Source organism: Pseudarthrobacter enclensis, from assembly GCF_030811655.1.
Lineage (GTDB): Bacteria > Actinomycetota > Actinomycetes > Actinomycetales > Micrococcaceae > Arthrobacter > Arthrobacter enclensis_A.
Genome location: NZ_JAUSRE010000009.1, coordinates 19770 through 45072, shown reverse-complemented (window position 1 = coordinate 45072; position 25303 = coordinate 19770). Strand labels below are relative to the sequence as shown.

The 25303-nt window shown below is 67.3% G+C and carries 22 protein-coding genes; 8 read left to right on the top strand and 14 right to left on the bottom strand.

Annotated features, from left to right (window positions below; translation table 11 throughout):
- Nucleotides 1-109: 109 nt before the first annotated feature.
- Together aceB and aceA are read right to left on the bottom strand one after the other, a co-directional pair.
- Nucleotides 110-1762 (bottom strand): malate synthase A, encoded by a 1653-nt coding sequence (gene aceB / locus J2X98_RS10175; protein WP_307307471.1) that lies wholly within the window; start codon nt 1760-1762, stop codon nt 110-112.
- 274 nt (nt 1763-2036) lie between these two features.
- Entirely contained in the window at nt 2037-3353 is a 1317-nt protein-coding gene (gene aceA, locus J2X98_RS10170; RefSeq protein WP_307307468.1) for an isocitrate lyase, read from the bottom strand.
- Between the two features lie 149 nt (nt 3354-3502).
- Here aceA and J2X98_RS10165 point away from each other — a divergent pair, with 149 nt between their 5' ends.
- Nucleotides 3503-5017, top strand: a complete 1515-nt coding sequence (locus tag J2X98_RS10165; protein WP_307307465.1) for a helix-turn-helix transcriptional regulator — start codon at nt 3503-3505, stop codon at nt 5015-5017.
- Between the two features lie 258 nt (nt 5018-5275).
- Here J2X98_RS10165 and J2X98_RS10160 read toward each other — a convergent pair whose 3' ends face one another.
- From J2X98_RS10160 to J2X98_RS10150, 3 genes are read right to left on the bottom strand one after another with little or no spacing between them, the layout of a single operon-like run.
- The gene (locus J2X98_RS10160; protein ID WP_141943891.1) at nt 5276-6292 is read right to left on the bottom strand and encodes a TAXI family TRAP transporter solute-binding subunit; all 1017 of its coding nucleotides are present in this window, start codon (nt 6290-6292) and stop codon (nt 5276-5278) included.
- Complete coding sequence (locus tag J2X98_RS10155; protein ID WP_307307459.1) at nt 6279-7727, bottom strand: sensor histidine kinase; 1449 nt, start codon at nt 7725-7727, stop codon at nt 6279-6281. Before J2X98_RS10155 ends, J2X98_RS10160 begins: the two co-directional genes overlap by 14 nt.
- Nucleotides 7724-8395: a response regulator transcription factor gene (locus J2X98_RS10150; RefSeq protein ID WP_307307456.1), complete on the bottom strand. Its 672-nt coding sequence runs from the start codon at nt 8393-8395 to the stop codon at nt 7724-7726. The genes J2X98_RS10155 and J2X98_RS10150 overlap by 4 nt, the downstream gene beginning before the upstream one ends.
- Nucleotides 8396-8640: 245 nt before the next feature.
- Here J2X98_RS10150 and J2X98_RS10145 point away from each other — a divergent pair, with 245 nt between their 5' ends.
- Entirely contained in the window at nt 8641-10035 is a 1395-nt protein-coding gene (locus tag J2X98_RS10145; RefSeq protein WP_307307454.1) for an MFS transporter, read from the top strand.
- 99 nt (nt 10036-10134) lie between these two features.
- On the opposite strand, the gene J2X98_RS10140 is transcribed toward J2X98_RS10145, so the two are convergent.
- On the bottom strand, nt 10135-10440 hold the full coding sequence (locus J2X98_RS10140; RefSeq protein ID WP_307307453.1) for a hypothetical protein: 306 nt from the start codon (nt 10438-10440) through the stop codon (nt 10135-10137).
- Between the two features lie 97 nt (nt 10441-10537).
- On the opposite strand from J2X98_RS10140, the gene J2X98_RS10135 reads away from it, so the two are divergent.
- On the top strand, nt 10538-11152 hold the full coding sequence (locus tag J2X98_RS10135) for a TetR/AcrR family transcriptional regulator (protein WP_307307450.1): 615 nt from the start codon (nt 10538-10540) through the stop codon (nt 11150-11152).
- Nucleotides 11153-11206: 54 nt separating this feature from the next.
- Nucleotides 11207-12955 (top strand): pyruvate dehydrogenase, encoded by a 1749-nt coding sequence (locus tag J2X98_RS10130; protein WP_307307447.1) that lies wholly within the window; start codon nt 11207-11209, stop codon nt 12953-12955.
- A 131-nt stretch (nt 12956-13086) separates the two neighbouring features.
- Here J2X98_RS10130 and J2X98_RS10125 read toward each other — a convergent pair whose 3' ends face one another.
- From J2X98_RS10125 to J2X98_RS10100, 6 genes are all read right to left on the bottom strand, one after another.
- The gene (locus J2X98_RS10125) at nt 13087-13836 is read right to left on the bottom strand and encodes a dienelactone hydrolase family protein (RefSeq protein WP_307307444.1); all 750 of its coding nucleotides are present in this window, start codon (nt 13834-13836) and stop codon (nt 13087-13089) included.
- A gap of 34 nt (nt 13837-13870) precedes the next feature.
- Nucleotides 13871-15157, bottom strand: a complete 1287-nt coding sequence (gene tgt / locus J2X98_RS10120) for a tRNA guanosine(34) transglycosylase Tgt (RefSeq protein ID WP_307307440.1) — start codon at nt 15155-15157, stop codon at nt 13871-13873.
- Between the two features lie 52 nt (nt 15158-15209).
- Nucleotides 15210-15938 carry an SRPBCC domain-containing protein gene (locus J2X98_RS10115; protein ID WP_141943875.1) on the bottom strand — a complete coding sequence of 243 codons (729 nt, stop codon included), beginning with the start codon at nt 15936-15938 and terminating at the stop codon, nt 15210-15212.
- Nucleotides 15939-16009: 71 nt separating this feature from the next.
- Nucleotides 16010-17041 (bottom strand): DUF6707 family protein, encoded by a 1032-nt coding sequence (locus J2X98_RS10110; RefSeq protein ID WP_307307437.1) that lies wholly within the window; start codon nt 17039-17041, stop codon nt 16010-16012.
- 88 nt (nt 17042-17129) lie between these two features.
- Nucleotides 17130-17669 carry an NUDIX hydrolase family protein gene (locus tag J2X98_RS10105; protein WP_141158190.1) on the bottom strand — a complete coding sequence of 180 codons (540 nt, stop codon included), beginning with the start codon at nt 17667-17669 and terminating at the stop codon, nt 17130-17132.
- A 9-nt stretch (nt 17670-17678) separates the two neighbouring features.
- On the bottom strand, nt 17679-18434 hold the full coding sequence (locus J2X98_RS10100) for a VOC family protein (protein ID WP_307307429.1): 756 nt from the start codon (nt 18432-18434) through the stop codon (nt 17679-17681).
- Nucleotides 18435-18543: 109 nt separating this feature from the next.
- Here J2X98_RS10100 and J2X98_RS10095 point away from each other — a divergent pair, with 109 nt between their 5' ends.
- Together J2X98_RS10095 and J2X98_RS10090 are read left to right on the top strand one after the other, a co-directional pair.
- Complete coding sequence (locus J2X98_RS10095) at nt 18544-19161, top strand: YdeI/OmpD-associated family protein (RefSeq protein ID WP_307307427.1); 618 nt, start codon at nt 18544-18546, stop codon at nt 19159-19161.
- 117 nt (nt 19162-19278) lie between these two features.
- Nucleotides 19279-20946 (top strand): glycoside hydrolase family 32 protein, encoded by a 1668-nt coding sequence (locus J2X98_RS10090; RefSeq protein ID WP_307307424.1) that lies wholly within the window; start codon nt 19279-19281, stop codon nt 20944-20946.
- Here J2X98_RS10090 and J2X98_RS10085 read toward each other — a convergent pair.
- The gene (locus tag J2X98_RS10085) at nt 20943-22244 is read right to left on the bottom strand and encodes a glycoside hydrolase family 76 protein (protein WP_307307421.1); all 1302 of its coding nucleotides are present in this window, start codon (nt 22242-22244) and stop codon (nt 20943-20945) included. The two genes, J2X98_RS10090 and J2X98_RS10085, sit on opposite strands and share 4 nt — an antisense overlap.
- Nucleotides 22245-22386: 142 nt before the next feature.
- Here J2X98_RS10085 and J2X98_RS10080 point away from each other — a divergent pair, with 142 nt between their 5' ends.
- Together J2X98_RS10080 and J2X98_RS10075 are read left to right on the top strand one after the other, a co-directional pair.
- Nucleotides 22387-23181: a 3-hydroxyacyl-CoA dehydrogenase gene (locus tag J2X98_RS10080; protein WP_307307418.1), complete on the top strand. Its 795-nt coding sequence runs from the start codon at nt 22387-22389 to the stop codon at nt 23179-23181.
- Nucleotides 23178-24383 (top strand): acyl-CoA dehydrogenase family protein, encoded by a 1206-nt coding sequence (locus J2X98_RS10075; RefSeq protein ID WP_141943863.1) that lies wholly within the window; start codon nt 23178-23180, stop codon nt 24381-24383. Before J2X98_RS10080 ends, J2X98_RS10075 begins: the two co-directional genes overlap by 4 nt.
- Before the next feature lie 12 nt (nt 24384-24395).
- On the opposite strand, the gene J2X98_RS10070 is transcribed toward J2X98_RS10075, so the two are convergent.
- Nucleotides 24396-25220, bottom strand: coding sequence for a DUF1684 domain-containing protein (locus J2X98_RS10070; RefSeq protein WP_307307412.1), 825 nt, complete (start codon nt 25218-25220; stop codon nt 24396-24398).
- Nucleotides 25221-25303 lie beyond the last annotated feature (83 nt).

Below are 25303 nucleotides of genomic sequence, written 5' to 3'. Positions count from 1 at the left end.
AGTGAGCGGGCGTCCGGGGTAGCGCTCCGTCGCCGGGCCGGCGCCCCGGATTTCGGGGGGCCTGTTGCGAAGGGCGTGCCGGCCCGGCAAACGGAAGTTGTGACTCCTGCTAGGCCGCGGCCAGCTCCTCAACGGTGGCCTTTTCACGGGCCTCCGTCAGGTAACGGGCGTAGGCGGGCAGGGTGAGGAAGGACGGGAACTCGGTGGCCAGCGTGACCTCCTCGAAGATGTCCCGGGCGTCCTCGAACCGGTCGCCGTCGAAGCGTTCCAGCCGGGCGAATTCCTCGTCCAAGAGTTCCTCCACCCACTCGTGGCTGACGATCTCGCCGTGGTCGGTGATGGCGCGGGCGTAGATCCACTGCCATAGCTGTGACCGCGAGATTTCCGCGGTGGCGGCGTCCTCCATGAGGTTGTGGATGGCCACCGCCCCGTTGCCGCGCAGCCAGGACTCGATGTAGCGGATGCCTACCTCGATGTTGTTCCGGATGCCCTGCTCGGTGATGGTACCGGTGGTGGCGGCAACGTCGATCAGGGCGCGGTCGTCCGGGGTGACGTCTTCGCGGAGCCGGTCCAGCTGGTTGGGCTTGCTGCCCAGGGCGCCGTCGAATACCTCGCGGCACACGGGCACCAGGTCGGGGTGGGCCACCCAGGAGCCGTCGAAGCCGTCGTTGGCCTCGCGGGTCTTGTCAGCGCGCACCTTCTCGAGGGCGTTGGCGTTGGCTTCGGGGTCCTTGCGGTTGGGTACGGCCGCGGCCATGCCGCCGATGGCCATGGCGCCGCGCTTGTGGCAGGCGCGGACCAGCTGTTCGGTGTAGGCCCGCATGAAGGGCTGGGTCATGGTTACCTGGCCGCGGTCCGGGAGGACGAAGCGCGGGCCGCGGGTGCGGAAGTTCTTGATCAGGGAGAAGATGTAGTCCCATCGGCCGGCGTTCAGGCCTGCGGCGTGGTCGCGCAGCTCGTAGAGGATCTCCTCCATTTCGAACGCTGCAGTGATGGTTTCGATCAGCACGGTGGCGCGGATGGTGCCCTGGGGGATGCCGAGCAGGTCCTGGGCCAGGATGAAGATGTCGTTCCACAGCCGGGCTTCGAGGTGGTTCTCGATCTTGGGCAGGTAAAAGTACGGTCCCTTGCCCTGGGCGAGCAGGCGGCGGGCGTTGTGGAAGAAGAACAGCCCGAAGTCCACAATGCCGCCGGCGATGGGCTGGCCGTCGATAAGCATGTGCTTTTCCGGCAGGTGCCAGCCACGGGGCCGGACCACGATGGTGGGCAGGTCGCCGTCCGCCTTCAGCTTGTATTCCTTGCCTTCTTCGGTGGTGAAGTCGATCCGGCGTTCCAGCGCGTCGGTGAGGTTCAGCTGGCCCTTGATGACGTTCCGCCACGTGGGGGTGGAGGAGTCCTCCATGTCGGCGAGCCATACTTTCGCTCCCGAGTTCAGGGCGTTGATGGTCATCTTCTTGTCCACCGGCCCCGTGATTTCCACGCGTCGGTCCTCCAGACCGGGGGCCGGGGGAGCGACACGCCAGGACGGATCGTTGCGGATGTGCTCGGTCTCCCGCAGGAACCGGGGGTCGGCGCCGGCAGCAATATCGGCCCGCCGGGCACGCCGCGCCTGCAGCAGCTCCTGCCTCCGCTCGGCAGTGGCCCGGTGCAGCTTCGCAATAAAAGACAGGGCATCGGGCGTGAGCACCTCGTCCTGCCGGCAAATCGGTTGAGCGGTCAGGGTAATGCCATTGATCGTGAAGGTGTCGGTGAAGCTGTTCATCTCAGTCTCCTTAAAGACGAAAGGGAAGTTCGACGGCGGTAGGCGGCACCGCGGTGACTCAGGCACAAGGCCGAAGGAGCGGTGATGCGACAGCCTGCGTAAAGGGGCCCTGTGCCCGCCCCCGACCGAGTTCTACGAGGTCATGGGGCGGGCATGGGGATAGCAGGCAGAGCATTGCCGCTCCGAAGGCCGGACGGAAGCACCGCCGTCGTAAGTAGGGGCCACGGCCGCCGGGTTCCCTCGCGAGCTTGCGAGTGGAGGGGGCGGCTGGGGATTAGTGGAACTGGCCCTCTTCGGTGGATCCCACCAAGGCCAGGGTGGAGGCGTTCGGGTTGAGCGCCGTGGAGATGGTGTCGAAGTAGCCGGTGCCGACTTCGCGCTGGTGTTTGGTTGCGGTGTAGCCGCGGGACTCGGAGGCGAATTCCTTTTCCTGGAGTTCGACGTAGGCGCTCATGCCTTCACGGGCGTAACCGTGGGCGAGGTCGAACATCGAGTAGTTCAGGGCGTGGAAACCGGCCAGGGTGATGAACTGGAACGTGAAGCCCATGGCGCCGAGTTCACGCTGGAACTTGGCGATGGTGCCGTCGTCCAGGTGCTTGCGCCAGTTGAAGGACGGCGAGCAGTTGTAGGAAAGCATCTGGTCCGGGAACTCGGCCTTGACCGACTCAGCGAACTTGCGGGCCAGCTCCAGGTCAGGGGTGCCCGTTTCCATCCAGATGAGGTCGGAGTACGGGGCATAGGCCTTTGCGCGGGCGATGCAGGGCTCGATCCCGTTGCGGACCTTGTAGAAGCCCTCCGGGGTGCGCTCGCCGGTGATGAATTCCTGGTCGCGCTCGTCCACGTCCGAGGTGATGAGGGTGGCGGCCTCGGCGTCGGTGCGGGCGATGACGACGGTGGGGGTGCCGGCGACGTCGGCCGCGAGGCGGGCGGCGTTCAGGGTGCGGACGTGCTGCTGGGTGGGAATCAGCACCTTGCCGCCCAGGTGGCCGCACTTCTTCTCCGAGGCGAGCTGGTCCTCCCAGTGAACACCGGAGGCGCCGGCCTGGATCATGGACTTCATGAGTTCGTAGGCGTTCAGCGGGCCGCCGAAGCCGGCTTCGGCGTCGGCAACGATCGGCACCAGCCAGTCCTCGACGGACTGGATGCCTTCGGAGAATTCGATCTGGTCGGCGCGAAGCAGGGCGTTGTTGATCCGCCGCACCACCGTGGGGACCGAATTGGCGGGGTAGAGCGACTGGTCCGGGTAGGTGTGGCCGGAGTTGTTGGCGTCCGCGGCAACCTGCCAGCCCGAGAGGTAGATGGCACGGAGTCCGGCCTTGACCTGCTGGACGGCCTGGTTGCCGGTCAGGGCGCCCAGGGCGTTGGTGTAGCCGCCGGTCTTGTGCTCCTCGGTAAGCTGCTTCCACAGCTTTTCCGATCCGCGCCGGGCCAGGGTGTGCTCTTCGGAGACGCGGCCGCGGAGGCGGACGACGTCGGAGGCTGAGTAGTCCCGGGTCACACCTTCCCAGCGGGGGTTGGCGGCCCACTCGAGCTCCAGGGCGGCGGCCTGCTCTTCGGGCGTCTGCTGGGTGGGCTCAAATGCTGCAGTCATCGTTGATCTCCTTGATTGAGCTCCGGATGGAGTAGGTGGGAACCGCGCCGTTGAGGCTCCCACCGGCTTATCCGGTGCGGTGTTTCTTTCCGTGACCACTACTTTTCAGCACTTTCAACCCCCTTTCTAGATGAAAATTATGGAAAGAAATGCGATTCTTCACGTATTCTTCAGAAATGTCGCCTTCAAGCTGGAACAGGGACGTTTCCCAGCAACCGTCCACCGCCGCCGCCCCCGAACTCGACGTCTTCGCGCTGGGCCGCCGCGTGCGCCATCTGCGCAAGCAAGCCGGTCTCACGCTCGATGACCTGAGCGCCGCCGTCGGGACCGCTCCCAGCCAGCTCAGCCTGATCGAGAACGGCAAGCGCGAGCCCAAACTGACACTGCTGCAGCATCTGGCGGGTGCACTGAATGTCAGCATCGACCAGTTGCTCGGGGCCGAGCCGCCCAGCCGCCGCGCTGCACTGGAAATTGAGCTGGAACGGTACCAGCGCGGGCCGCTGTACGAGTCGCTGAACCTGCCTAAAATCCGCATCAGTTCGCGGCTTCCGCTGGATGTCCTGGAGGCCCAGGTGGGGCTGCTGCATGAGCTCGAACGGAAGATGAACGAGCAGGTGGCCACCCCGGAGGAAGCCCGCCGCGCCAATGGTGAGCTGCGGGCCATGATGCGGGAGCGCGGGAACTATTTCCCGGAGTACGAGGCAGAAGCGCAGAAAGTCCTCAAGGAGGTGGGCTACACCACCGGTCCGCTGAGCCAGCACGTCATCGCGGACATCGCTGCGCACCTCGGTTTCACCCTGCACCACGTGGGGGATTTGCCGCACTCCACCCGGTCCGTGACGGATTTGAAGAACCGCAAAATTTACCTGACCCAGAGCCAGCGGCAGGACCACGACCCCCGCTCAGTCCTGCTGCAGGCCCTGGGACACTATGTCCTGGGCCACGAGACGCCCAAGAACTACGGCGACTTCCTGGCCCAGCGGGTGGCCACCAACTATTTCGCAGCCGCCCTGCTCCTGCCCGAGCAGGCCACGGTGGAATTTCTGCAAAAAGCCAAAGCGGCCAAGGAAATCGCCGTGGAGGACATCCGCGACGCATTCGCCGTCTCCTATGAGACCGCGGCGCACCGTTTCACCAACCTGGCCACCAAGCACCTGGGCGTCACCACGCATTTCCAGAAGACGCACCAGAGCGGCATCATCTACAAGGCCTATGAGAACGACGGCGTGAACTTCCCGCAGGACCACACCGGCGCCATCGAGGGCCAGCCGTCGTGCAAGGCGTGGACGTCCCGGGCCGTGTTCGACGTGCCGGACAAGTTCAGCGCCTACAGCCAGTACACGGATACGTCGTCGGGCACGTACTGGTGCACTGCACGGACCGAGCGGTCCGCCAGCGGGGAGTTCTCCCTGAGCATTGGCGTGCCATACCAGCATGTGAAGTGGTTCCGCGGGCGGGAGACCAGCGCGCGGGCCACCTCCAACTGCCCCGATCCCACCTGCTGCAAGCGGCCGCCCGCCGAGTTGACCAACCAGTGGGCCGGCAACGCCTGGCCCTCGGCGCGCGCGCACTCGCACCTGCTCGCCGCGATGCCGCCGGGAGCTTTCCCGGGCGTGGACGAGACCGAGGTGTACAGCTTCCTGCAGGCCCACTCCGGGAGCTGACTGCAACGCCCCATCAGATCCTGCCGTTTCTTCCCAAACGCCCCATCAGATCCTGCCGTTTCTTCCCAAACGCCCCATCAGATCCTGCCGTTTCTTCCCAAACGCCCCATCACTTTCGTACGGAAAGTGATGGGGCGTTGGGTGGTTTGCTGCAGGAGCTGATGGGGCGTTTGGGTTGATGCCGCGAAAGGTGGCGGGGCGTTGGGTGGTTTCCTGCGGGAGGTGATGGGGCGTTGGAAGAGGTGAGGGCGCGCTGGGTCAGCCGTGGAGGTCCCGGTAGGCGTCGGCGGCCGCCGGGTGCAGGGGGACTCCGGCAGTGTTGATGAGGCTCTCCGCGCTAAGGAACTGGACGCCCAGGCTGGACTGCGGAATGAGTTCGCCGGCGTTGTGCACCAGCAGCTGGACAGTCCGCTCCACAGTGGCGTTGTCCAAATCCCGGCGGCACAGGAGCAGGTTGGGAGCCCCCACCGTCCACACCGCGGGCACGCCGGGATAGCTGCCCTCCGGAATCAGGACCCGGTCATACATTCCGCCGTAACGCCGCCGCAGTTCCGGCAGCAGGCCCGCCAGGTCCAGGAGTCCCAGCTCCACGTCCTGCTGGGCGGCCGCGATGGCGGCGGTGGGAACACCGCCGGACCAGAACAGGGCATCCACGGTCCCGGCCCTGAGGGCTGCGATGCCGTCGTTCAGGCCCAGGTTTTCGACGCCGGCAGTTCCGGCGGATGGTGCAGCGGCATCCGCTGAGGTGCCAAGCCCGGCGGCTTCCAGGAGCCGGGGCGTGGTCAGGGACGTGCCCGAGCCGGGCTGTCCCACGGCCACCCGGCGGCCCGCAAGCCCGGTGATGTCCCGGATGCCGCTGTCCTTCCGCACCACGCAGTGGACGTAGTTTTCGTAGACCTTCCCGATGGCGGCAATTTCCGCTGTGCCCGCATCCGGCTGGACTGCAGCGTCGGCCAGGGCTACGGCAAAGGCGGCCTGCCCGGACCTCAATTCCGCGAGGTTGTCCAGGCTTCCGCCGGTGGCCACGGCGCCGGCATGGTGCGCCACGCCGTGCCGTTCCAGGGCCGCCGCCAGGAGCGTGGAGAATTCAAGGTAGAAGCCGCCCGGCTCCCCACCCGCCACGACAAGATTTTCCGGCCGGTCACTACCCGTGCAGGCGGCGAGGGCGGGCGGCAGGCAGGCGGCGAGCCCGACGGCGAACGCTGACTTGAGCACGGAGCGCCGCGGCGGCTGCGCGGCAGGACCGCCCGGGGCAGGTGATTCAGGCACGGGCACCCCCTTGGGCTGCACCCGGAGTCATCCGGTTATCAGGCGCCGGGAACTCGATCCGGGCGGACAGCCCGTGCGGGACTGCTTCGGCCAGCACCAGACAGCCCCCGTTGGCCGCCGCAAGTTCACCCACGATCGTCATGCCCAGTCCCGTCCCCGGAACCGCGGAATGCCGTGGGGACCGCCAGAACCTGGTGGCAGCCGAGGCGCGCTCTGATGCGGAAAGCCCTGGGCCGTCGTCGTAAATGTCCACAACCACCGCCCCTGCCTCCGGCCGCACCGCTGCGCTAACAGTGGCCCCGGGTGCGTACTTGATGGCGTTGTTGAGGAGTTCACCGGCCATCTGGGCCAGCTCCGCCGGGTGGCAGGGCACCAGCACAGGCGGCTGCGGCGGCGCGGCCAGGACCAGCCGGCAGCCGGCCTGTTCCGCCAATGGTGCTGCCCGTTCAATCTCCCCCTCAAGGATGGGGAAGGGGTCCACCGGTTCCGCAGGCGAAAGGTCACCGGGACTTCCGGCCGCCCGCAGGTACCCCTCGGACGCCCGGTGCTCGGCCGCCGCGAGCTTCAGCACTCCGTCCAGGATCTCCTCCACCCGGTCCAGCTCCGCCATGGCCCGTTCGGCGGCATCGTGCTCGCGGGCGGTCTTCAGCTCCAGCTGGAGCAGGTCCAGCCGGAGCCGGAGTGCCGCCACAGGGTTCCGCAGCTGGTGCGAGGTGTCCGCAATCAGCTGCCGCTGCGCCGCCATGCTGGCGCTCACGGTGGCCGCCATCGCGGTGAAGGAGCGGCTCAGTTGCCGCAGTTCCGGGGGCCCCTGTTCGGGGAGGCGTTCCGTTCGCCCGCTCTTCTCCAGTTCGTGCACGGCCGAATCCAGCCGCAGGACGGGGCGCAGGACCCATCCGGTGACCCGTGCGGCTCCCACCAGCAGGAACGCGGCCAAGGCAAGGGCGGCGAGACCCACGGCGAGCCAGCGTTCACGGAGCTTCTGCTGTGCTGCGTCGGCGTGGACGTCCAGCACCACGGCGCCCAGGACCTGGCTGGCGCTGCCGAACGGCCGGAAGATGACGCGGGAACCAGACCCAACGGGCTCCACGGGCTCCAGGGATGTGCCGCTGACGTTCAGCCTGGCGAGGGACAATGCGTTCTGCACGTCCCCCCGGTTCACGTCCAGGCCGCCGGACGCCAGGGTCTGCTGCTGCACCCGGACCACGATGCCCTCTCCGTAGAGACCCGAATAGGTATCCATCTCCCGTTGCAGCCGGGCCGTGTCCCCGTCCCCGTTGGCGTCAAAGGCCACCTGGGCCAGCCGGTTCAGGGAGGCCGCCCGGTTGATCTGGAGTTCCTGGGTCAGCTCGCGGGACGCGGAACCCAGGATGGTTCCGGAGATCAGGAAGACCACCACCAGGCAGAGCACGCTGAGGACGCCCAGCACCCGCAGCCTCATGCGGAAGCCGCCTCCACCCGGTAGCCCACCCCACGGACGTTGATGATGAAACCCGGCTTCTGCAGCTTTGCCCGCAAGCCCGTCAGATGGACGTCCAGGGACCGCGATGATGCCAGGAAGGCGTCGCCCCACAGGGCATCCAGTATCTGCTCGCGGGTAACCACCGAGCCTGCGTGGCGCGCCAGGAGCGCAAGGAGTTCAAATTCCGTGGCGGTCAGGGGGAGTGGCGCGCCTGCCCTGGAAGCAGTGCGCCGGTTCAGGTCAATGGCAAGGTCGCCCAGCTCGATGGTGTCCCCGTGCAGAACGCCGCCCATGCGCCGGGCCCGCCGCGTCACCGCTTCGATCCGGGCCAGCAGCTCCACCAGCTTCACCGGCTTGACGAGGTAGTCGTCCGCGCCGGAGCGGAGCCCGAGCACCACGCTGCGTTCGTCGTCGCGCGCGGTCAGGATCAGGATGGGGACGTCCGTGACCTGGCGGAGCTTGCGCAGCACCTCCAGCCCATCCATGTCCGGCAGCCCCAGGTCCAGGAGGACCACCTGGAAGTTGCGGTGGGAGAGCAGGGCGTCAGCGCCCCGGGAGAGGCGCTTCGGGTGGTGCCCGGCGCTTTCGACGGCGGCCGTCAGGGCACCGGCCATGGCATCGTCGTCCTCGACGATCAGCACGTCCATTGCCATCTTCCCTGCCGCGTTTCCTGTGGTGCCCGGTTCATCCCCCGCCTTTGGAGACTACCGCCTGCAGGGAGCTTTTGCCCGACGGCGGTGGTCCGGAAGCGGGAGCGCCCGGCGCCCGGGGGCATTTCCTAAGGAAGTGTTAAGAAATGGCCCGCCCCGTTGGTTGTGCGGTGGATCACCCATACCGTGGTTGAGGCCCTCCGGCGTTGGAGGCCGCTGTCACCACAAGGAGGAACTCACCGATGAGCACCCAACAAACCGCGCCCTTCCCGGAGGCCGCCCAGACCCGGCGGGCCGTGGGCAACATCCTGAAGGGTTCGGCCGGCAACCTTGTGGAGTGGTACGACCTCTACGTCTACACCGTCTTCGCCGCCTATTTCCAGGCGCACTTCTTCAACTCCAAGGACGACCTTCAGGCGGGCCTTGAGGCAATGGCTGTCTTCTCCACCTCGTTCCTCATGCGGCCCATCGGTGCCTGGTTCTTCGGCCGCTACGCGGACCGCAAGGGCCGCAAGGCTGCCCTGACGCTGAGCGTGACCATGATGTCCGCCGGTTCCTTCGCCATTGCCGTGCTGCCGACGCAGGATGTCATCGGTCTCTGGGCCATGATCCTGCTGGTGATCATCCGTGTGATCCAGGGCTTCTCGGTGGGCGGCGAGTACGGAACCAGCGCCACCTACATGTCCGAGGCCGCCACCAGCAAGCGCCGCGGCTTCTTCTCCAGCTTCCAATACGTCACCCTGATCGGCGGCCAGATGCTGGCCCTGCTGGTTTTGGTGGTCCTGCAGAACGTGATGCCCAAGGGCGACCTGGGCGAGTGGGGCTGGCGCATCCCGTTCGCGATCGGTGGCGTGGCCGCCCTGGTGGTGCTGTGGCTGCGCCGCTCCATGGAGGAAACCGTCTCCGCCGAGCAGATTGAGGCCGCCAGGACTCCCGCCGTTGGCGGCCACGCCCAACCGGGCACCATGAAGCTGCTGTTCACCAGCTACTGGAAGCCGCTGCTGGTCTGCATCGGCATCACCCTGGGCGGCACCGTGGCGTTCTACACCTACACCAACTTCATCCTGAAGTTCATGAACGATACCTCCGGCATCGCCAAGACGGACACCTCCGTGATCAACTTCTGGGCGCTGTTCATCTTCATGCTGCTGCAGCCCGTCTACGGCATCATCTCGGACAAGGTGGGCCGCAAGCCGCTGCTGATCTGGTTCGGCGTTACCGGCGTGCTCTTCACCTGGCCCCTGCTTTCCACGCTTGCCGGCACTAAGGACCCGTTCACCGCGTTCCTGCTGATGATGGGCGGACTCCTGATCGTGGGCGGCTACACCTCCATCAACGCCCTGGTGAAGGCTGAACTCTTCCCCGCCTCCATCCGCGCGCTCGGCGTCGGCCTGGGCTATGCGATCGCCAATTCGCTCTTCGGCGGCACGGTTCCGCTGATCGGCGCCGCGTTCCAGAAGGCGGAGCGGGAGGACCTCTTCTTCACCTACGTGACCATCTCCATTGTCATCTCGCTGGTGGTCTACATCTTCGCCCTGAAGAACAAGAAGGCCACGCACCTCGACGCCGAGCAGGGCCACGCATGGTCCCAGGCGCCGCAGGCCGACGGCAAGGACAAGGACGCGCTGGGCGTCTAATCCGGACCGCGCCCCCGGCGCCTGTTTCCCAAAGGAGGGCGTACGACGGCGGCTGCCAGGCCGCCGTCGTACGCCCCTTTTTGTGCTGCGGGAGTGTCTCTAGCGGCGGGTGCTCCGCCTGACAGCCAGGAAACCGTAGATGGCGAACAACCGCGGGAGCACCAGGTACACCGCCGTGGGAACCACCACCATGGTCAGCCCCATGGCGCGGAAAACGGGGTGCCAGTTTTCCGTCAAAGGAGCGGAGGCGATCATGCCGATGGCGACAAGCGGAAAAATCGCCAGCCACGTGATGGCGGCCCGGACGTGGATTGACGGCGGAGCGGGCAGCGCTGCCCGCTCCGATAGGGCTGATGCGGCCGGCTGGGCGATTGCGGGGGCTGCAGGCTGTGAAACCGTGTCCATGAAAACTCCAACTAGTTAGTTGCTTTTGCTTGCATCGAGAGTAGGCGGAGGTCTTTGCAATTGCAACTACCTGGTTGGAATTGCGTAGACTTACGTCATGGCATGGAACACGGAGCGCACCAGGGAGCTGCTGCTGGCCGCTGCCACCGAGGAGTTCAGCGCCAAGGGCCTGGCCGGCGCCCGCGTGGACCGGATCGCAGCCGCGGCAGGGGTGAACAAGGAACGCATCTACCAGTACTTCGGCAAGAAGGATGAGCTCTTCGACGCCGTCCTGGCCGCCGAAATGGTCCGCGTGATGACCGAGGTGCCCATTACCGGCAGTGGACCGGTGGCGTTCGGGGAGTACGCCGGCCGGCTCTTCGACCGGCACACCACCGACGGCGTCCTGCCCAGGCTCCTGTTCTGGGAGGGCCTGGAGCGGGGCGGGGACACCGTCAGCCGGGCCACTCGCTCCGACCATTGCGCCATCAAGGTGGGGCAGGTCCTGGAGGTCCTGCCCGGGATCGACCGGACAGACGCCGCGGACCTGCTGATCACCGTTATCACCCTCTGTGACGGCTGGCCCGTGCTGCCCCAGATCGACACCCTCCTGGCCGGCAGCAGCGCGGACCGCACCACCCGCCGTCGTGCGTTCATTGTGCGGACCGCAACGCTGCTCGCTGAAGCCCTCGCGGCTGACGCGAAGCCCGCACCTGAGGCTGCCCTGAACTAGCGGACTATATTGGGCCATGTCAGCGCACCACCACAATCGCGGGAGTCTGCACCCATGGCCAAGGAACTTGCCACCCAGCTCATCGAACAACTCCAGGCTGCCGGCGTGCAGCGGATCTACGGGATTGTGGGCGACAGCCTCAACCCGATCGTGGACGCCGTCCGCCAGACTGGAGGCTCCGCGAAGGGCGGCATCGACTGGGTGCACGTCCGCCACGAGGAAGCCGCCGCCTTTGCCGCGGCTGCCGAAGCCCAGCTCACCGGCAAACTCGCGGTCTGCGCCGGATCCTGCGGGCCCGGCAACCTGCACCTGATCAACGGGCTGTATGACGCCAACCGTTCCGGAGCACCAGTGCTGGCCATCGCCTCACACATTCCCAGCAAGCAAATTGGCAGCACCTTCTTCCAGGAAACCCACCCGGACCGGCTCTTCAATGAATGCTCGGTTTATTCGGAGCTCGTCAGCACCGCCGAGCAGGCTCCGCGCGTGATGCACAGCGCCATCCAGCACGCGCTGGGGCTCGGGGGAGTCGCCGTCGTGACCCTTCCCGGCGACATCGCCGGTCTGGAGGCCACGGCGCCCACGCCCCTGCCCGCCACCTTCCGGCGCGCGAGCCTGGTCCCGGACCCGGCCAGCGTCCAGGCGCTCGCAGATGCCATTAACGACGCCGGCAAGGTCGCCATTTTCGCCGGCGCGGGCGTTGAGGGGGCCCACAGTGAACTGATGGCGCTGGCCGAGCTGGCCAAGGCCCCGGTGGGGCACTCGCTGCGGGGCAAGGACTTTGTCCAGTACGACAACCCGTTTGATATCGGCATGACCGGCCTGCTGGGCTACGGTGCCGCGGCGGAGGGCATCGAGGACGCCGACCTGCTGATCCTCCTGGGTACCGACTTCCCCTACGACCAATTCCTCCCGGACACCCGCACAGCACAGGTGGACCGGGCGCCGGAGCGCCTGGGCCGGCGGACCGACGTCGATGTTTCCGTCCACGGCGACGTGCTGCCCACGCTGCGGGCCCTGCTGCCGCTGGTGAAGGCCAAGAAGAGCCGGCGGTTCCTGGACCAGATGCTGAAGAAGCACGACCGGCTCATGAACAAGGCCGTGGGCGCCTACACGCGAAAAGTGGAAAAGAAGCAGCCCATCCACCCCGAGTATGCGGCGTCGCTGCTGGACCAGGTGGCTGCCGAGGACGCAATCTTCACCGCGGATACCGGCATGTGCAACGTCTGGACCGCGCGCTACATCAACCCGCTGGGCACCCGGCGGCTGATCGGGTCCTTCCTGCACGGTTCCATGGCCAACGCCCTCCCGCACGCCATCGGCGCGCAGCTGGCCTACCCCGGCCGCCAGGTCATCTCGGTGTCCGGCGACGGCGGCCTGTCCATGCTGCTGGGCGAGCTCATCACCGCGGCCGCCTATAAGCTGCCGCTCAATGTGGTGGTGTTCAACAACTCCACCCTGGGCATGGTCAAGCTCGAGATGCTGGTGGACGGGCTGCCCGACTTCGGCGTGGACGTGCCCGACGCCAACTACGCCCAGGTTGCCAAGGCCCTGGGTTTCCACGCCGTCCGGGTCACGGATCCAACGCAGATCGAGTCGGCGTACCGGGAGGCGTTCGCGCACCCCGGCCCGTCCCTGGTAGAGCTCATCACCGATCCCAAGGCCCTGTCCATTCCGCCGAAGATTTCCGGCTCCCAGGTCATCGGGTTCGCCACCGCCATGTCCAAGGTGGTCCTCAACCGCGGCGCAGGCGAGGCCGTGAGCATGGCGCGGAGCAACCTGCGCAACATCCCCCGGCGCTAGGCCCTCCACACGCGCCATCAGATCCCGCCCATAAAACTGGAACGCGTCTGCAGTCAGTGCAGGCGCGTTCCGGTTTTTGGTGCTGAAAGTGATGGGGCGTTGGGCTGGCGAGTTCGACGGCGGGCGCCGGCTTAGCCCTTCAGCTCGCCGTCCAGCAACGCCCGCAGCTCCTGGAAATGCCGCTCGGTGGCCTCAGGGTGGAAGGCCGACGTGTCCGCCATGGTGTAGCCGTGGGGGGCGCCTGTGTAGATTTCGTTGGATGCCTCGAGCCCCGCGTCCTTGAGCGTTTCGCCAAGGCGGGCGACGGCGGCGGGGGCCATGCTGGGGTCGTGGTCGGCGTGGCCGAAGACGAACCGCGCCTTCGCATTAGCAAGGCCCAGGTGCGGGCTGTCCGGATCGTCCGTGACAAGGCCGCCGGCGTGGAAGCCGCCGCAGGCTGCCACCACGTCGGGGTGGGAGGTGGCAGTGCGGACGGCGAGCCGGGCGCCCATGCAGTAACCGGTGGTGCCGATGGGACCCGGCGCCACGTCGTCGAGCCCCCGCAGCGCGGAAACCCAGGCGTCAATGTCCGGCAGCGCCTTGTCAGAGGTCAGGCGGCCAACGCGCGGGAAGGCGGCCTTGCCCGCGGCTTCCCGGCCTTCCTGGGTGGACATGTCGACGGGAGGGGCCAGCTCGGCCGCCTTGCCTTCACGGTAGAAAACGTTCGGTGCCAGCACCACGTAACCCCAGTCGGCGATGCGCTGCGCCATCTCCTGGATGCGGGGGCGCAGGCCGAACGCGTCCATGTAGAGGATGACGCCGGGAAAAGGGCCGGTTCCGGTGGACGGGCGGGCTACAAGGGCTTCTGCGGTGCCGTCTGCGGCAGGGATCTCGAGGGACATGGGGACACCCTACCGGACCCCGCTGGACGTCCCGTCAGGAGTAGTAACGGCCCAAGGTATCGGCCTTGAAGTCGAAGAACGTCCCCGACTCGATGGCCAACCGTGCGTCGTCCACCATCTTCACCACGAACCGCTCGTTGTGGATGGAGATCAGGGTGGCGGAGACCATCTCCTTGGCCTTATAGAGGTGGTGGATGTACGCCCTGGAATAGTTGGCGCAGGCGTAGCAGTCGCAGCCTTCCTGCAGCGGACCGAAATCGCGCTTGTACTTGGCACCCGAGAGGTTGAACCGGCCGTACGGGGTGTAGAAGGCCGAGTTGCGGGCAACCCGGGTGGGGGAGACACAATCGAACGTATCAGCGCCGTTTTCGATGGCAGTGAAGATGTCGTCCGGCTCGGAAATGCCCAGCAGGTGGCGCGGCTTGTCCTCCGGCAACTCTTCGTTGCACCAGCGGACGATAGTGCCCAGGTTCTCCTTCTCCAGCGCCCCGCCAATGCCGAACCCGTCGAACGGCATGGCGGCCAAATCGCGGCAGGCCTTCCGGCGCAGGTCCTCGTATTGGGCGCCCTGGATCACGCCGAACAACGCCTGGTAGGGCTTCCCGGCCCGCGATTCAGTCAGGCGGAAGTGCTCCTCGATGCACCGCTCCGCCCACAACCGGGTGCGTTCCAGCGATTCCTCCTGGTACCGGCGGGAATTTTGCAGCGTGGTCAGCTCGTCGAACGCGAACATTATGTCGGCGCCGATCCGGTGCTGGACCTGCATGGATATCTCGGGGGAGAACCGGTGCCGGTCCCCGTTCAGGTGGGACTTGAACCAAACGCCGTCGTCATCGATGTGCGCCAGCCGCTCCTTGCCGGGGGCCACGGCGTCATCCGGTCCGGACGCGTCCACGGACTTCATGTCGATGACCTTCTTGAACCCGGAGCCCAGGCTCATCACCTGGAATCCGCCGGAGTCCGTGAACGTGGGACCGGGCCAGTTCATGAAGGCTCCCAGGCCGCCGGCTTCGTCCAGGATGTCCGGGCCGGGCTGCAGGTACAGGTGGTACGCGTTGGCCAGCAGCGCCTGGGCGCCCAGGTCCGCCATGGACTCCGGGAGCACGGCCTTGACTGTGGCTTTGGTTCCGACGGCGATGAATGCCGGAGTCTGGATCTCACCGTGCGGGGTGGCGATGGTGCCGGTGCGGCCCAGGAACTCCCCGCCGTTGTCGGCCAGCCGGGCGTCCGTGGGCGGGCATGAGTCTGCCAGGCGCGTGCCTACCGTGAAGGAAAACTGGGACCGGGTTTCAGGCAGGGCGAAGGCAGGGTTGGCTGGCACCGTACAAGTCTGCCAGCAATCCAGGCGGCCCTAACAAACCAGCAGGCGGCGTTCAGCTTGCCGGTTCCGAGGACGGATAGTTCCCGGACCGCCATGAATCCCAGGCGGACCGGATGGCCTCGAAGGCGCCGGCGCCCAGGTCGTAGGTGGACGCAATGACTAGCGACCCTTCACCCTCGGCGCGCACATCCTTGATGGCCGGGTGGTCGGCCACCACCAGCAGTCCTTCGCCGTGCTCCGCATAGTTGTGCACCGTAAGTCCCACCTGGTGGCTCGTCCGATACCAGACCTTGCCGCTGATCTCCTCGCCGGTATCCAGGGTCACCTGGTACGGCTCGCCGGGGGCAGGAAGATCGGCGAGGCCCAGCTTCTCGATCGCGGAGCCTTCGCCCTCGGTCAGGTGCAGGAACAGGGTGTGCCGCTTGCCGTGCGGGTGCCGTTCCAGGGCGAAGCGGAGCTGCTGCAGGAAGGTCAGCCAGCCCTGGGTGATGTCCTCGTCCCACGCGGCCCACTCGGAGTCGTGGTCCACGGCTCCGCGGGTCACGCTGACCTGTGTCCCGCCGGCCACCGGATGCAGGTCAAAGGTGTCCCCGCCGTGGACGGTCAGGCTGGTGTGGTCCGCGGATTCCTCCACGTCGCTGGAAAAGTAGATCTCCTTGATCTCTGATTCCAGGTCCTCGGCCTGCCATCCGTGCCACTGCGCCACCTTGGACGGCTCACGCAGCATGGTCCAGACCTGCGGAGCGTCGGCGTTGATCACTACGCTGAGATTGTTCGTCATAGCCCCGAATGTACGCCCCGGACGGGGGCCCGGGTAGGGGTCATTTCCCCGCCCCAAAGATCATCCCGGGGTCAGGAACGGACGGCCTCCAGTTCGTTGCTGATGCGCCGCTCCAGCTCCGACATCCCAATGGTTTCCGAGCCGCCATGGGCCCGCAGGAAGAGCAGGGATTCCAGCCGCAGCAGCCGCCATTCACGCTCGGCGTCATGGTTGGAGTTGTCGATGGAGCGGAAGATTTCCTTGTCATACAGGTTGGGTTCGTTCAGCGAGCGCTGCCGCACCTTGGCCGCCATCCTCGCCTTGAACGGATCCGTTTCCTGGTTTTCCGGGGTGCGGATCAGTTTCTCGTAGACCCCGGCGCGTTCGTCCTGGCCGTCCTGCCGGCAAATGTAGCTGGCCAACGCCAGTGCTGCTTCAATGGAGCTCCACCGGCCCGGGTTTCCGTCGTAGGGCAGCACAGTGATCAGGTCTGCCACGGACAGCGCGCCCTCGGCGTCCTTGAGCGTGACGAACAGTTCGTGGGCGAGGTCGCTGAGGTCCTTCAGGCAGCTTCCGGACTTGAAATTGACGCCCTTGGACAGCCGGTCGGCCAGGAGCAGGACGCCCTCGGCATCCGCGTGCGCCTCAGCGGCCGCTTCCACGACGGATTCGGGGGTGCCGTCCGACACCGGGATGAGCGCGAGTTCCTCTTCGCTGGGCCCGCTCACCGCGGGCGGTACCGGGGGCAGGGGAGGTACGACGACGGCGGGTGTCACCACGACGGGACCGGTTCCGACGCCGGGCTGCTCCTGCAGGCCACCGCCGGGTGCACCGGCTTCCACAGGTGGTGTGGCCTCCGGAAGGGCGGCCGGCAACGGAAGCTGCGTGACGTCGTCGTGCGTTCCGTCCACGACGGTGACCATGGTGCCGATGGCGACCCTCAGGGTTCCGCCGCCGGAGAGGCTGGCCAGCACCAGTGCAGGGGAGCCGAAGTCGTCGTGCTCAAGCTCCACCTGGTCGATTTCGGCGGTGCGCCGGCCGTCGGGGAGGAGGATGTGGCTGCCGGTGGTCAGAGATCCAGCCTGCTGTTCACGGTGGTGCCTGGCGGCTGGTGATTCGGTCATGGGAGTCCTTAAGTTCTCTTGCGGTCCGCCCTACAGTCTACAAAGGCGGGCACCCAAAACCGGGGACCCCCACGTCCCGGCGGGGTGGTTAGAAGCCCACCCCCGCGAATGCCAGGGCCTGCCGGATGAGCCCGCCGCGGCCGCCGGAAAACTCCATCTGGACGCCCGGGCTGAGGACTTCCTCCGGGGTCATCCACGTCAGTTCCAGGGCGTCCTGGCGGGGCTCGCACTCGCCCGTCACTGGGATGACGTAGGCCAGGGACACGGCGTGTTGCCGCTCGTCGGTGAAGCCGGTCTGGGACGGGGCGGGGAAGTATTCGGCAACCGTGAACGGGACGGGGCTGAGGGGGAGTTGCGGGAACGCCAGGGGGCCCAAGTCCTTTTCCATGTGCCGGAGGAGGGCGGCGCGGATGGTTTCGCGGTAGATGACGCGGCCGGACACCAGGGAGCGAACCATGGTTCCATCCGCGTCCGCCTGCAGCAGCGTGCCCACTTCATTGACGTACCCCAGCGGGTCCAGCCGGACCGGAACGGCCTCCACGTACACCATTGGCAGCCGCCCCCGCGCCTCAAAGAGGTCTTCTTCGGAGAGCCAGCCGGGATTCGGGTCAGGTGTGCGCACGTTCATGCTTAAGTTCTACCCCATGGGGCGCCGCTGGGAGATCCACACCGTGGCGGGCGCGTTGGGGCTGCCGGCGTCCGGATTGGCCACGTGGAGGGTGCTGCCAAAAGCCTCCTCGGTCACGCTGGCTGGGAACCCGGCAGCGGTGAGGCGCTCCTGCAACGGTTCCAGGCCGCCGTCGTACTCAAACCCCAAGCCGGACCGCGATGGTCCGGACGCCGACCGGACCAGGAGGACGCCGCCGTTCTTGGCCGTGAAGTCGGCCGTTTCGTCATTGTCCGGGACGGGGCGGGGCCGGGCGCCGACATGCAGCAGGGTGCGGACGGCCCCCTCGGGGTCCGGGGTGTACCAGACCGCGACGACGGCCAGGGCGGGATCGGCGTCGGCACACTGCGCAGTGTGGGAGGCCTTGTCAGCCAGGAAGCTGAAGCCGTCCGGCGCGCTGATCCGGCAGGCGTCGCCGTGGTCCGCGCTGACCAGCTCGGCCGGCCGAGGCCCATCCTCCTGTGGCTCCTCCCGGGAGCCCTCTTCAAGCGCCGACAGGTTGGTGCGGCGGGCGAACTCGGCCACGTCGCCCACCTCCACGCCAAACACCGTCCGGCCGTCCTGCGCCGAACCCGCCTCCGCGCCATGCAGCGCAAGGCGGCCTGACGCCGAGTCGAAAACCTGCCACCCGCCGTCGTCCTCTGTCTGGACCATCCCCAGCGCGGTGAGGAGCTGCTTCCAGGCCCCGGTGCGGGACGTGAAATGGACGGGACGGACTCGGAGCATGGCGTTGTCCTTGGTGTGGAGGGACGGCGGTCTGTAGGGCCATGATGCCACCTGGAGCCTCAACGCACATGGGGCTTGTGGCCCGTGATCGTCCGGGCAGAATTGGGCCATGGCCGTTGAACTCGAGGAACTGCTGGTGCCTGATGCCGCTGCCTGGCGAGCCTGGCTGGAAAAGAACGCTGCTACTCGTCCCGGCGTCTGGCTTGTCCTCTCCAAAAAGGGCGGAACGGTGACCGGCCTTGACTACCAGGCAGCCGTGGACGAGGCACTGTGCTTTGGCTGGATTGACGGCCAGGGCCGGCGCCGGGACGGGGAAACGATGTTCGTGCGCATGACGCCACGGCGCCCCAGGAGCATTTGGTCCGCCAGGAACGTGGGACACATTGCCCGGCTGGAAGCGGAAGGGAAAATGACCGGCGCCGGCAGGGCGGCAGTGGAGGCAGCAAAGGCCAATGGGCGCTGGGACGCAGCCTACGGGGGCCAGGCGGACGTGGAGGTCCCGGCAGACCTGGCGGCGGCGGTCGCTGCGGACCCCGCGGCGCAGGCGACGTTCGATGTCCTCACCAAGACCAACCTGTTCTCCCTTGTCTACCGCACCAATTCGGCGAAGCAGCCGGCAACCCGGGAGCGGCGGATACGGGAGTTCGTGGCGATGCTGGCGCGAGGGGAAACGCCGTATCCGCAAAAGAGGCGCCCCGCAGGCCTGGACCAGGAAACTGCTCCATGACGTGCCGGGTTGGGAGCCGCGGGCCGGGCGGGTAGAATTGACGGTTCACTTGCGCTGGTGCCGTTCCCCGACCTCGGGGGACGGCACTTGTGCGTTCAGCAACGGATTGACGCCGCCATGCCTCCACGCTTTCCCGATACCCTGACTGCCGCACTGCCGCGCCGCCCCTTCCTCTGGGTGGCGGCTGCCCTGGCCGTGCTGGCGGTGGCGGTCTCGCTGGTGCTGGCGGGCAACCTCCGGCAGGGCGACGGCCCGGCCGGCCCGGCACAGGGCACCGCGGAGGCCGGTGCCCGGGCCACCACGCCGTCGACCGCTGACGCGCCGTCGCCTGATGGCCCGGGCTATCGGCCCGCCTACCATCTCACACCGGACGGGCGCTGGATGAACGATCCCCAGCGGCCGTTCTTCCTGGACGGAGTCTGGCACTACTACTACCTCTACAACGCCGATTACCCGGAGGGGAACGGCACCGAGTGGTTCCACGCCACCAGCACGGACCTGGTGCACTGGAAGAACGAGGGTGTGGCCATTCCCAAGTTCCGCAACGGCCTGGGCGACGTCGAGACCGGGTCCGCCGTGGTGGACGCGGAGGGCACCGCCGGGTTCGGCAAGGGAGCCGTCATCGCGGTCCTCACCCAGCAGCACGACGGCGTCCAGCGCCAGTCCCTGTTCTACTCCACCGACAACGGCTACAGCTTCCAAAGCTACGGACAGAACCCCGTGATGGAGAATCCCGGTGCCAGGGACTGGCGGGACCCCCGCATCGTGCGGGATGAGGCAAACAACCAGTGGCTGATGCTGCTGGCCGAGGAGCACAAGATCGGCTTCTACACGTCCAGGGACCTAAAACAGTGGTCCTACGTTTCCGGGTTTCAGCAGGACGGGCTGGGCACCCTGGAGTGCCCCGACTTCTTCCAGATGGACGTCGACGGCGACCCCGCCAAGCGCACCTGGGTCCTGGCCGCCAGCGCCAACGGCTCGGCCGAGGGCCGCACCACTGGCCTGGCGTACTGGACCGGCAGCTTTGACGGCAAGGCCTTCACGCCGGACGGCGGCCACCAGTGGCTCGACGGCGGCACGGATTTCTACGCGGCGGTCACCTGGGATGACCCGCGGCTGTCCGACGGGCAGCGCAAGGCGTCCCGGCATGCGATTGGCTGGATGAACAACTGGGCCTACGCCCGTCAGCTGCCCACTGAGGGCTGGTTCGGCGCGGCGTCCCTGGTGCGGGACATCCGGCTGGCGTCCGACGGCGGGCGGCCCGCTCTGAAGTCCACGCCCACCCCCGCGCTGCAGTCGCTGGAAGGGGAATCGTCCAAGGTACCGGGCGGCGGGCTGTCTGGCGGGAGGGCATTGCCGGTACCGGACAACGGTGCGTTCAAGGCCGACGTCGAACTCGAAAAGCCTGCCGATCGCACCGGCGAGGCGCGGCTGCTCCTGCAGAGCGGGGGTACCACCTACGCAACAGTCGGCTACGACTTCAGGTCCGGCCGGGCGTTCGTGCTCCGGGACGGCGACGCCGCAGCAACCGGCGCGGCCCTTGGCGGTGAGCCGAAGGTGGACGGGGCTTACCGGCAGGCACGTTCCGTGGACGTGCAGCCCGGCGGGGACACCGTCCGCCTCACCGTGTACGTGGACCGGTCCTCCGTGGAGGTCTTCGTGGACGGACACACGCTGACCTCCCTGGTGTTCCCGCCTGCCGGGCATCGGGAGGCGCGGCTGGCCGCGGACGGTCCGGTCATGCTCAAGGGCGCGACCATCACGCCGCTCGCCGGCATCCGCTAAAGCGTTGGGGGCGTGCCGGCGCGAGGGTATGTGACGCTTACCGACGCCGCCGCTTCCAGCGTCATCCACGCCTGGAGTTGGGTTGCGAGTTCCACCGATGCGCCCGGTGGGTACGTTATGGCCGCAGGCTGGGCCGCGTGCATGGAGAAGATGCTTTTACCCGCCTTCCGGGCGCCCGCTTCGCCGCTGAGTACCAGGCGGCGCCCGGACCAGAACGCCTCCGCCGTGTCCGTCACCAGGCGTGCAGCAGAAGCCCGGGTGCGTTCCGGGAGCCTGGTATCCGCTGCCGCGAGTGCCAGGTAGCGGCACAGGATCCCGGTGAAGAGGCCGCCGTCGCCCGTGCCCTCGCAGCGGAGTATGGTCCCCGGCGCTCCGCTTCCAGCGTGCACCGTCAACAGCCGTTGCACGGCGTCCACCAGCACTACTACCCGGGCCAGGTTCGCCTCCCCGCCTACTTCGAGGAGCGCACGCAGCACGGGTCCCTGGTTGTAGGTGTACAGGGCCCGCTCGATCACCACGTCGCCGGCCTGGTTCAGGCGCGCACCGTCCAGGTACAGCCCCTGCTCCGGGTCGAAGAGGGTGGCGTCCAGCCAGGCCAGGAGCGCCTGCGCCCGGTCGCGCCGGCCGGTGCGGGCATAAAACAGGGCCACCGGAGCCGTGGCGGGGGTGTTCTTGAAGTCCCGTTTCTTGTTCCAGAACGTGCCGCCGCCCAGATCGTCGGTGCAGGCGGCGTCGAACTGCAGCGCCAGGGATGCGCGGACCGCAGCGTTGCGGCGGCGCCCCGGGCGCCGCGTCTCCTCTGCCAGCCTGTCCAGCCGGAGGGTTGCCAGCGCCAGCCACGCCATGTCGTCGTAGTAGCTGTTCACGAACGTGAGGGCGTTGCGCAGCCTGATTCCGGTGACCAGCCGGGAGGCAAGGTGCCCGGCACTGGGGCGGTCCGGACCGTTGAACCGGGCTGCGGGGGTGGCTCCGCTGCCAAGCTCCCGCCAGCCGGTGTCCACCAGGCAGTCCACGTAGTGCGCCTGCCACCAGTAGTGCCAGGGCAGGACCAAACCGGCGGCGGGCCGGGCGCGCCGGAGCGCCGCGAGCCACTTTCCCGGCAGCTGGGCCACTGCTTCTGCATCCTGCCCTGCGGGAGGCGCACCCTGTCCAGGGGGACGTTTCCCTTGCCACAGCACGGCGCCCAGGTGTGTTCCCGGCAGGAACACAAGTTTCCGGCCGAACAGTGCGGTTACGGACTGTGCGGCGTGGTCCGCCCTGTCCTGCCAGGTGGTCAGTGGAGTGCCGGTGGACGTCATGCCGTCCACCCTAACCGGGTGCCGCTGACAGGCGTGGGGCCGAAGGCGCGGCACCGTGCAGGTTCCCCTTATTTCAGTTAACATTCATTAACTGTTGGTCGAGGCCGCGCCGCGGCATGGGGACACGCATCAAGGAGGATGTATGGAGATCAAAGGCAGCGTCGCACTGGTGACAGGCGGCGCCTCAGGACTGGGCGCGGCCACCGCACGGAAGTTGTTCGACGGCGGCGCCTCGGTGGTGCTGGTTGACCTGCCTTCCTCCGACGGGCAGGCAGTGGCGGGCGAACTCAACGGCCGTGCCGAAGCCGGCCAGTCCGCCGTCTTCGCCCCCGCCGACGTAACCAGCGAGACCGATGTAAGGGCCGCCGTCGGAACCGCCACGGGCCTGGGGCCGCTGCGCATCGTGGTGAACTGCGCCGGGATCGCCACCCCCGGCAAGGTGCTGGGACGCGACGGCGTGCTGCCCCTGGATACGTTCCGCCGCGTCATCCAGGTCAACCTGATCGGGACTTTCAATGTCCTGCGGCTGGCGGCCGAAGCCATGGTGTCCACCGAGCCCGCTGCCACACCGCTGGGCGGCCCTGAACGCGGCGTCATCATCAATACGGCCTCCGTGGCGGCCTTCGACGGCCAGATCGGCCAGCCCGCATACTCCGCCTCGAAGGGGGCCGTGGCCGCCATGACGCTGCCCATCGCCCGTGAGCTGGCGCGCTCACTGGTCCGCGTGGTCACCATCGCGCCAGGCATTTTCGAGACGCCCATGATGGCCGGACTGCCGCAGGAGGCACAGGACTCGCTTGGTGCGCAGGTGCCGCACCCGTCCCGGCTGGGCAAACCCGAGGAGTATGCCAACCTGGTGGCACACATCGTGGACAACGCCATGCTGAACGGCGAAACCATCCGCCTCGACGGCGCCATCCGGATGGGGCCGAAATGAGCGCTCCGGACCTGTCGCAGCTGCCGGCGGCGGACTTTTTCGCCGTCGAATCGATGCTGGGCCAGAACGAACGGAACAAGCTCGCCGAACTCCGGGACTTCCTTGCCGCGGAGGTGGCCCCGTATGCCGCGGACTGGTGGAACAAGGCTGAATTCCCTGCCCACATCCTGCCCAAGCTGGCCGCACTGGAGCTGAGCACGCCGGTCCACCGCGGCTACAGCCACCTCTTCGCCGGGCTGGTCATCGCGGAGATAACCCGGGTGGACACATCCCTCGCCACATTCTTCCTGGTCCACCACGATCTCTTCGTCGAGTCCCTGCACACCTTCGGCACGGACGACCAGAAACAGCGGCTGCTCGCCGACGCCTCGGAGCTGCGCACCACCGGCGCGTTCGCCCTCACCGAGCCGCTGCATGGATCGGATGTCGCCGGCGGCATGGAGACACGGGCCCGGCGGATCTCGTCCAGCACCGGGGAAACGGACGACGGCGGCGACACCTGGGTGCTCAACGGTGCCAAACGGTGGATCGGCAACGGGACGTTCTGCGACTACATGCTGGTGTGGGCCCGGGACGAGGCGGACGGCTCCGTGCGCGGCTTCATCGTGGACGCCACGCTGCCGGGCGTCAGCCGGAGCAAAATCGAGAACAAGATCGCGCTGCGCACCGTCCAGAACGCAGACATCACCTTCAAGGACGTTCGTGTCCGTGAAGCGGACCGGTTTGGCGGGATCAACAGCTTCGAGGACACCAAGGAACTGCTCCGCAGCTCACGGATCATGGTGGCCTGGCAGGCTGTGGGCCAGCAACTGGGGGCGTTCGATGTCGCCCGCCAATACGCCGTGGAGCGCCACCAGTTCGGCCGCCCGCTGGCACATTTCCAGCTGATCCAGCAGCAGCTGGTGACCATGCTGGGCAACGCGGTGGCCAGCATGGCCATGATGGCCGGGCTCGCCAGGCTGCAGGAGCACGGCGCCGCCGACATGCCGCAGGTGGCCCTGGCCAAGTCCTACCTCAGCGCCCGGATGCGGGAAACCGTGGCGCTGGGCCGCTCCATCCTGGGCGGGAACGGCATCGTGACGGATTACCGGATGGCCAAGATCTTCGCCGACGCCGAGGCCATCTACACCTATGAGGGCTCGTTCGAGGTGAACTCCCTGATCGTGGGCCGCGCCATCACCGGGATATCAGCCATTTCCTAAGCTTCCCAGGCGCTAGGCGGGGTAGGGCTCTTTCTCGCCGGCCTCTACCCGGACATCCAGGCTGTTGTTCTTCACCGGCATGGGGCAGGTGCCGTAGGGGGTGAAGGCGCTTGGGTAGTTGATGGCGCGGTTGAAGTCCAGGACCACAGAGCCATCCGGGCGCGGTTTGGGGAGCGAGAGTTTGCGCCAGTCATCGGTGGTGTCGCCGTTGGTCTCGTCGTGGAAGGTAATGGTCAGGGCGCCCAGTTTCTCCTCCTCCGCCTGCAGCCGGAACTCGTGAGTGCTTCCGGGGAGGCGGAACACCACTTCGCCCACGCTGCGGTGCACGCCGTCCACCAGCGGGTTCGCGGTACCGATCGGCACGTCCACCGGCTCCGGATAGGCCTCAAACCGGCCCGTCACTTCCCAGTCCGGGTTGTAGGGGTAGGTGGGAACGCCGTCGAAGCCGGTGACAACCGGTGACGCAGCGTCCCGGGTGCGGATGGCGTAGCGGCCGCCGCGCATGGCCAGTTCCACCACCACCTGGTCCCCATCCGGGCCGCCGAACTGCACCCACATCAGCGATTCCTCATCCGCCAAGGCAGCGGACACGGTGCCGTCCACCTTTTCGCCCGTTGCCACCAGCGTGAGCCCGTCGGACGGGGCTGCGGTGAGGAACGCCGTCGTGCCTGTTGCGTCCGTGGACCACAGGCCCGGGGCAAGCTCGACGGCGGCAGGTGAGTCCGCAAGCCACTGGAAGGAGGTGAGGGTCAGCCAGCCGTGCCGGGCTGCGAGGGCCTTGTCCCGATTGGCGCGGAAGCGCTGCCAGCGCTCAACTTTGGCGGCTGTGGTGGTCATGGTTCCTTCCGGTTGCGTTGTGCCCACGCTACAACCGCCACCGGGGTGTGTTCATTCCGCCCGGGCCCGACATCTTTTGAGAC

Coding starts and splice junctions, on each gene's coding strand:
- aceB (WP_307307471.1), bottom strand. CDS start 1,762: ATGAACAGCTTCACCGACACCTTCACGATCAATGGCATTACCCTGACC.
- aceA (WP_307307468.1), bottom strand. CDS start 3,353: ATGACTGCAGCATTTGAGCCCACCCAGCAGACGCCCGAAGAGCAGGCC.
- J2X98_RS10165 (WP_307307465.1), top strand. CDS start 3,503: ATGCGATTCTTCACGTATTCTTCAGAAATGTCGCCTTCAAGCTGGAAC.
- J2X98_RS10155 (WP_307307459.1), bottom strand. CDS start 7,727: ATGAGGCTGCGGGTGCTGGGCGTCCTCAGCGTGCTCTGCCTGGTGGTG.
- J2X98_RS10150 (WP_307307456.1), bottom strand. CDS start 8,395: ATGGACGTGCTGATCGTCGAGGACGACGATGCCATGGCCGGTGCCCTG.
- J2X98_RS10145 (WP_307307454.1), top strand. CDS start 8,641: ATGAGCACCCAACAAACCGCGCCCTTCCCGGAGGCCGCCCAGACCCGG.
- J2X98_RS10140 (WP_307307453.1), bottom strand. CDS start 10,440: ATGGACACGGTTTCACAGCCTGCAGCCCCCGCAATCGCCCAGCCGGCC.
- J2X98_RS10135 (WP_307307450.1), top strand. CDS start 10,538: ATGGCATGGAACACGGAGCGCACCAGGGAGCTGCTGCTGGCCGCTGCC.
- J2X98_RS10130 (WP_307307447.1), top strand. CDS start 11,207: ATGGCCAAGGAACTTGCCACCCAGCTCATCGAACAACTCCAGGCTGCC.
- J2X98_RS10125 (WP_307307444.1), bottom strand. CDS start 13,836: ATGTCCCTCGAGATCCCTGCCGCAGACGGCACCGCAGAAGCCCTTGTA.
- J2X98_RS10115 (WP_141943875.1), bottom strand. CDS start 15,938: ATGACGAACAATCTCAGCGTAGTGATCAACGCCGACGCTCCGCAGGTC.
- J2X98_RS10110 (WP_307307437.1), bottom strand. CDS start 17,041: ATGACCGAATCACCAGCCGCCAGGCACCACCGTGAACAGCAGGCTGGA.
- J2X98_RS10105 (WP_141158190.1), bottom strand. CDS start 17,669: ATGAACGTGCGCACACCTGACCCGAATCCCGGCTGGCTCTCCGAAGAA.
- J2X98_RS10100 (WP_307307429.1), bottom strand. CDS start 18,434: ATGCTCCGAGTCCGTCCCGTCCATTTCACGTCCCGCACCGGGGCCTGG.
- J2X98_RS10095 (WP_307307427.1), top strand. CDS start 18,544: ATGGCCGTTGAACTCGAGGAACTGCTGGTGCCTGATGCCGCTGCCTGG.
- J2X98_RS10090 (WP_307307424.1), top strand. CDS start 19,279: ATGCCTCCACGCTTTCCCGATACCCTGACTGCCGCACTGCCGCGCCGC.
- J2X98_RS10085 (WP_307307421.1), bottom strand. CDS start 22,244: ATGACGTCCACCGGCACTCCACTGACCACCTGGCAGGACAGGGCGGAC.
- J2X98_RS10080 (WP_307307418.1), top strand. CDS start 22,387: ATGGAGATCAAAGGCAGCGTCGCACTGGTGACAGGCGGCGCCTCAGGA.
- J2X98_RS10075 (WP_141943863.1), top strand. CDS start 23,178: ATGAGCGCTCCGGACCTGTCGCAGCTGCCGGCGGCGGACTTTTTCGCC.
- J2X98_RS10070 (WP_307307412.1), bottom strand. CDS start 25,220: ATGACCACCACAGCCGCCAAAGTTGAGCGCTGGCAGCGCTTCCGCGCC.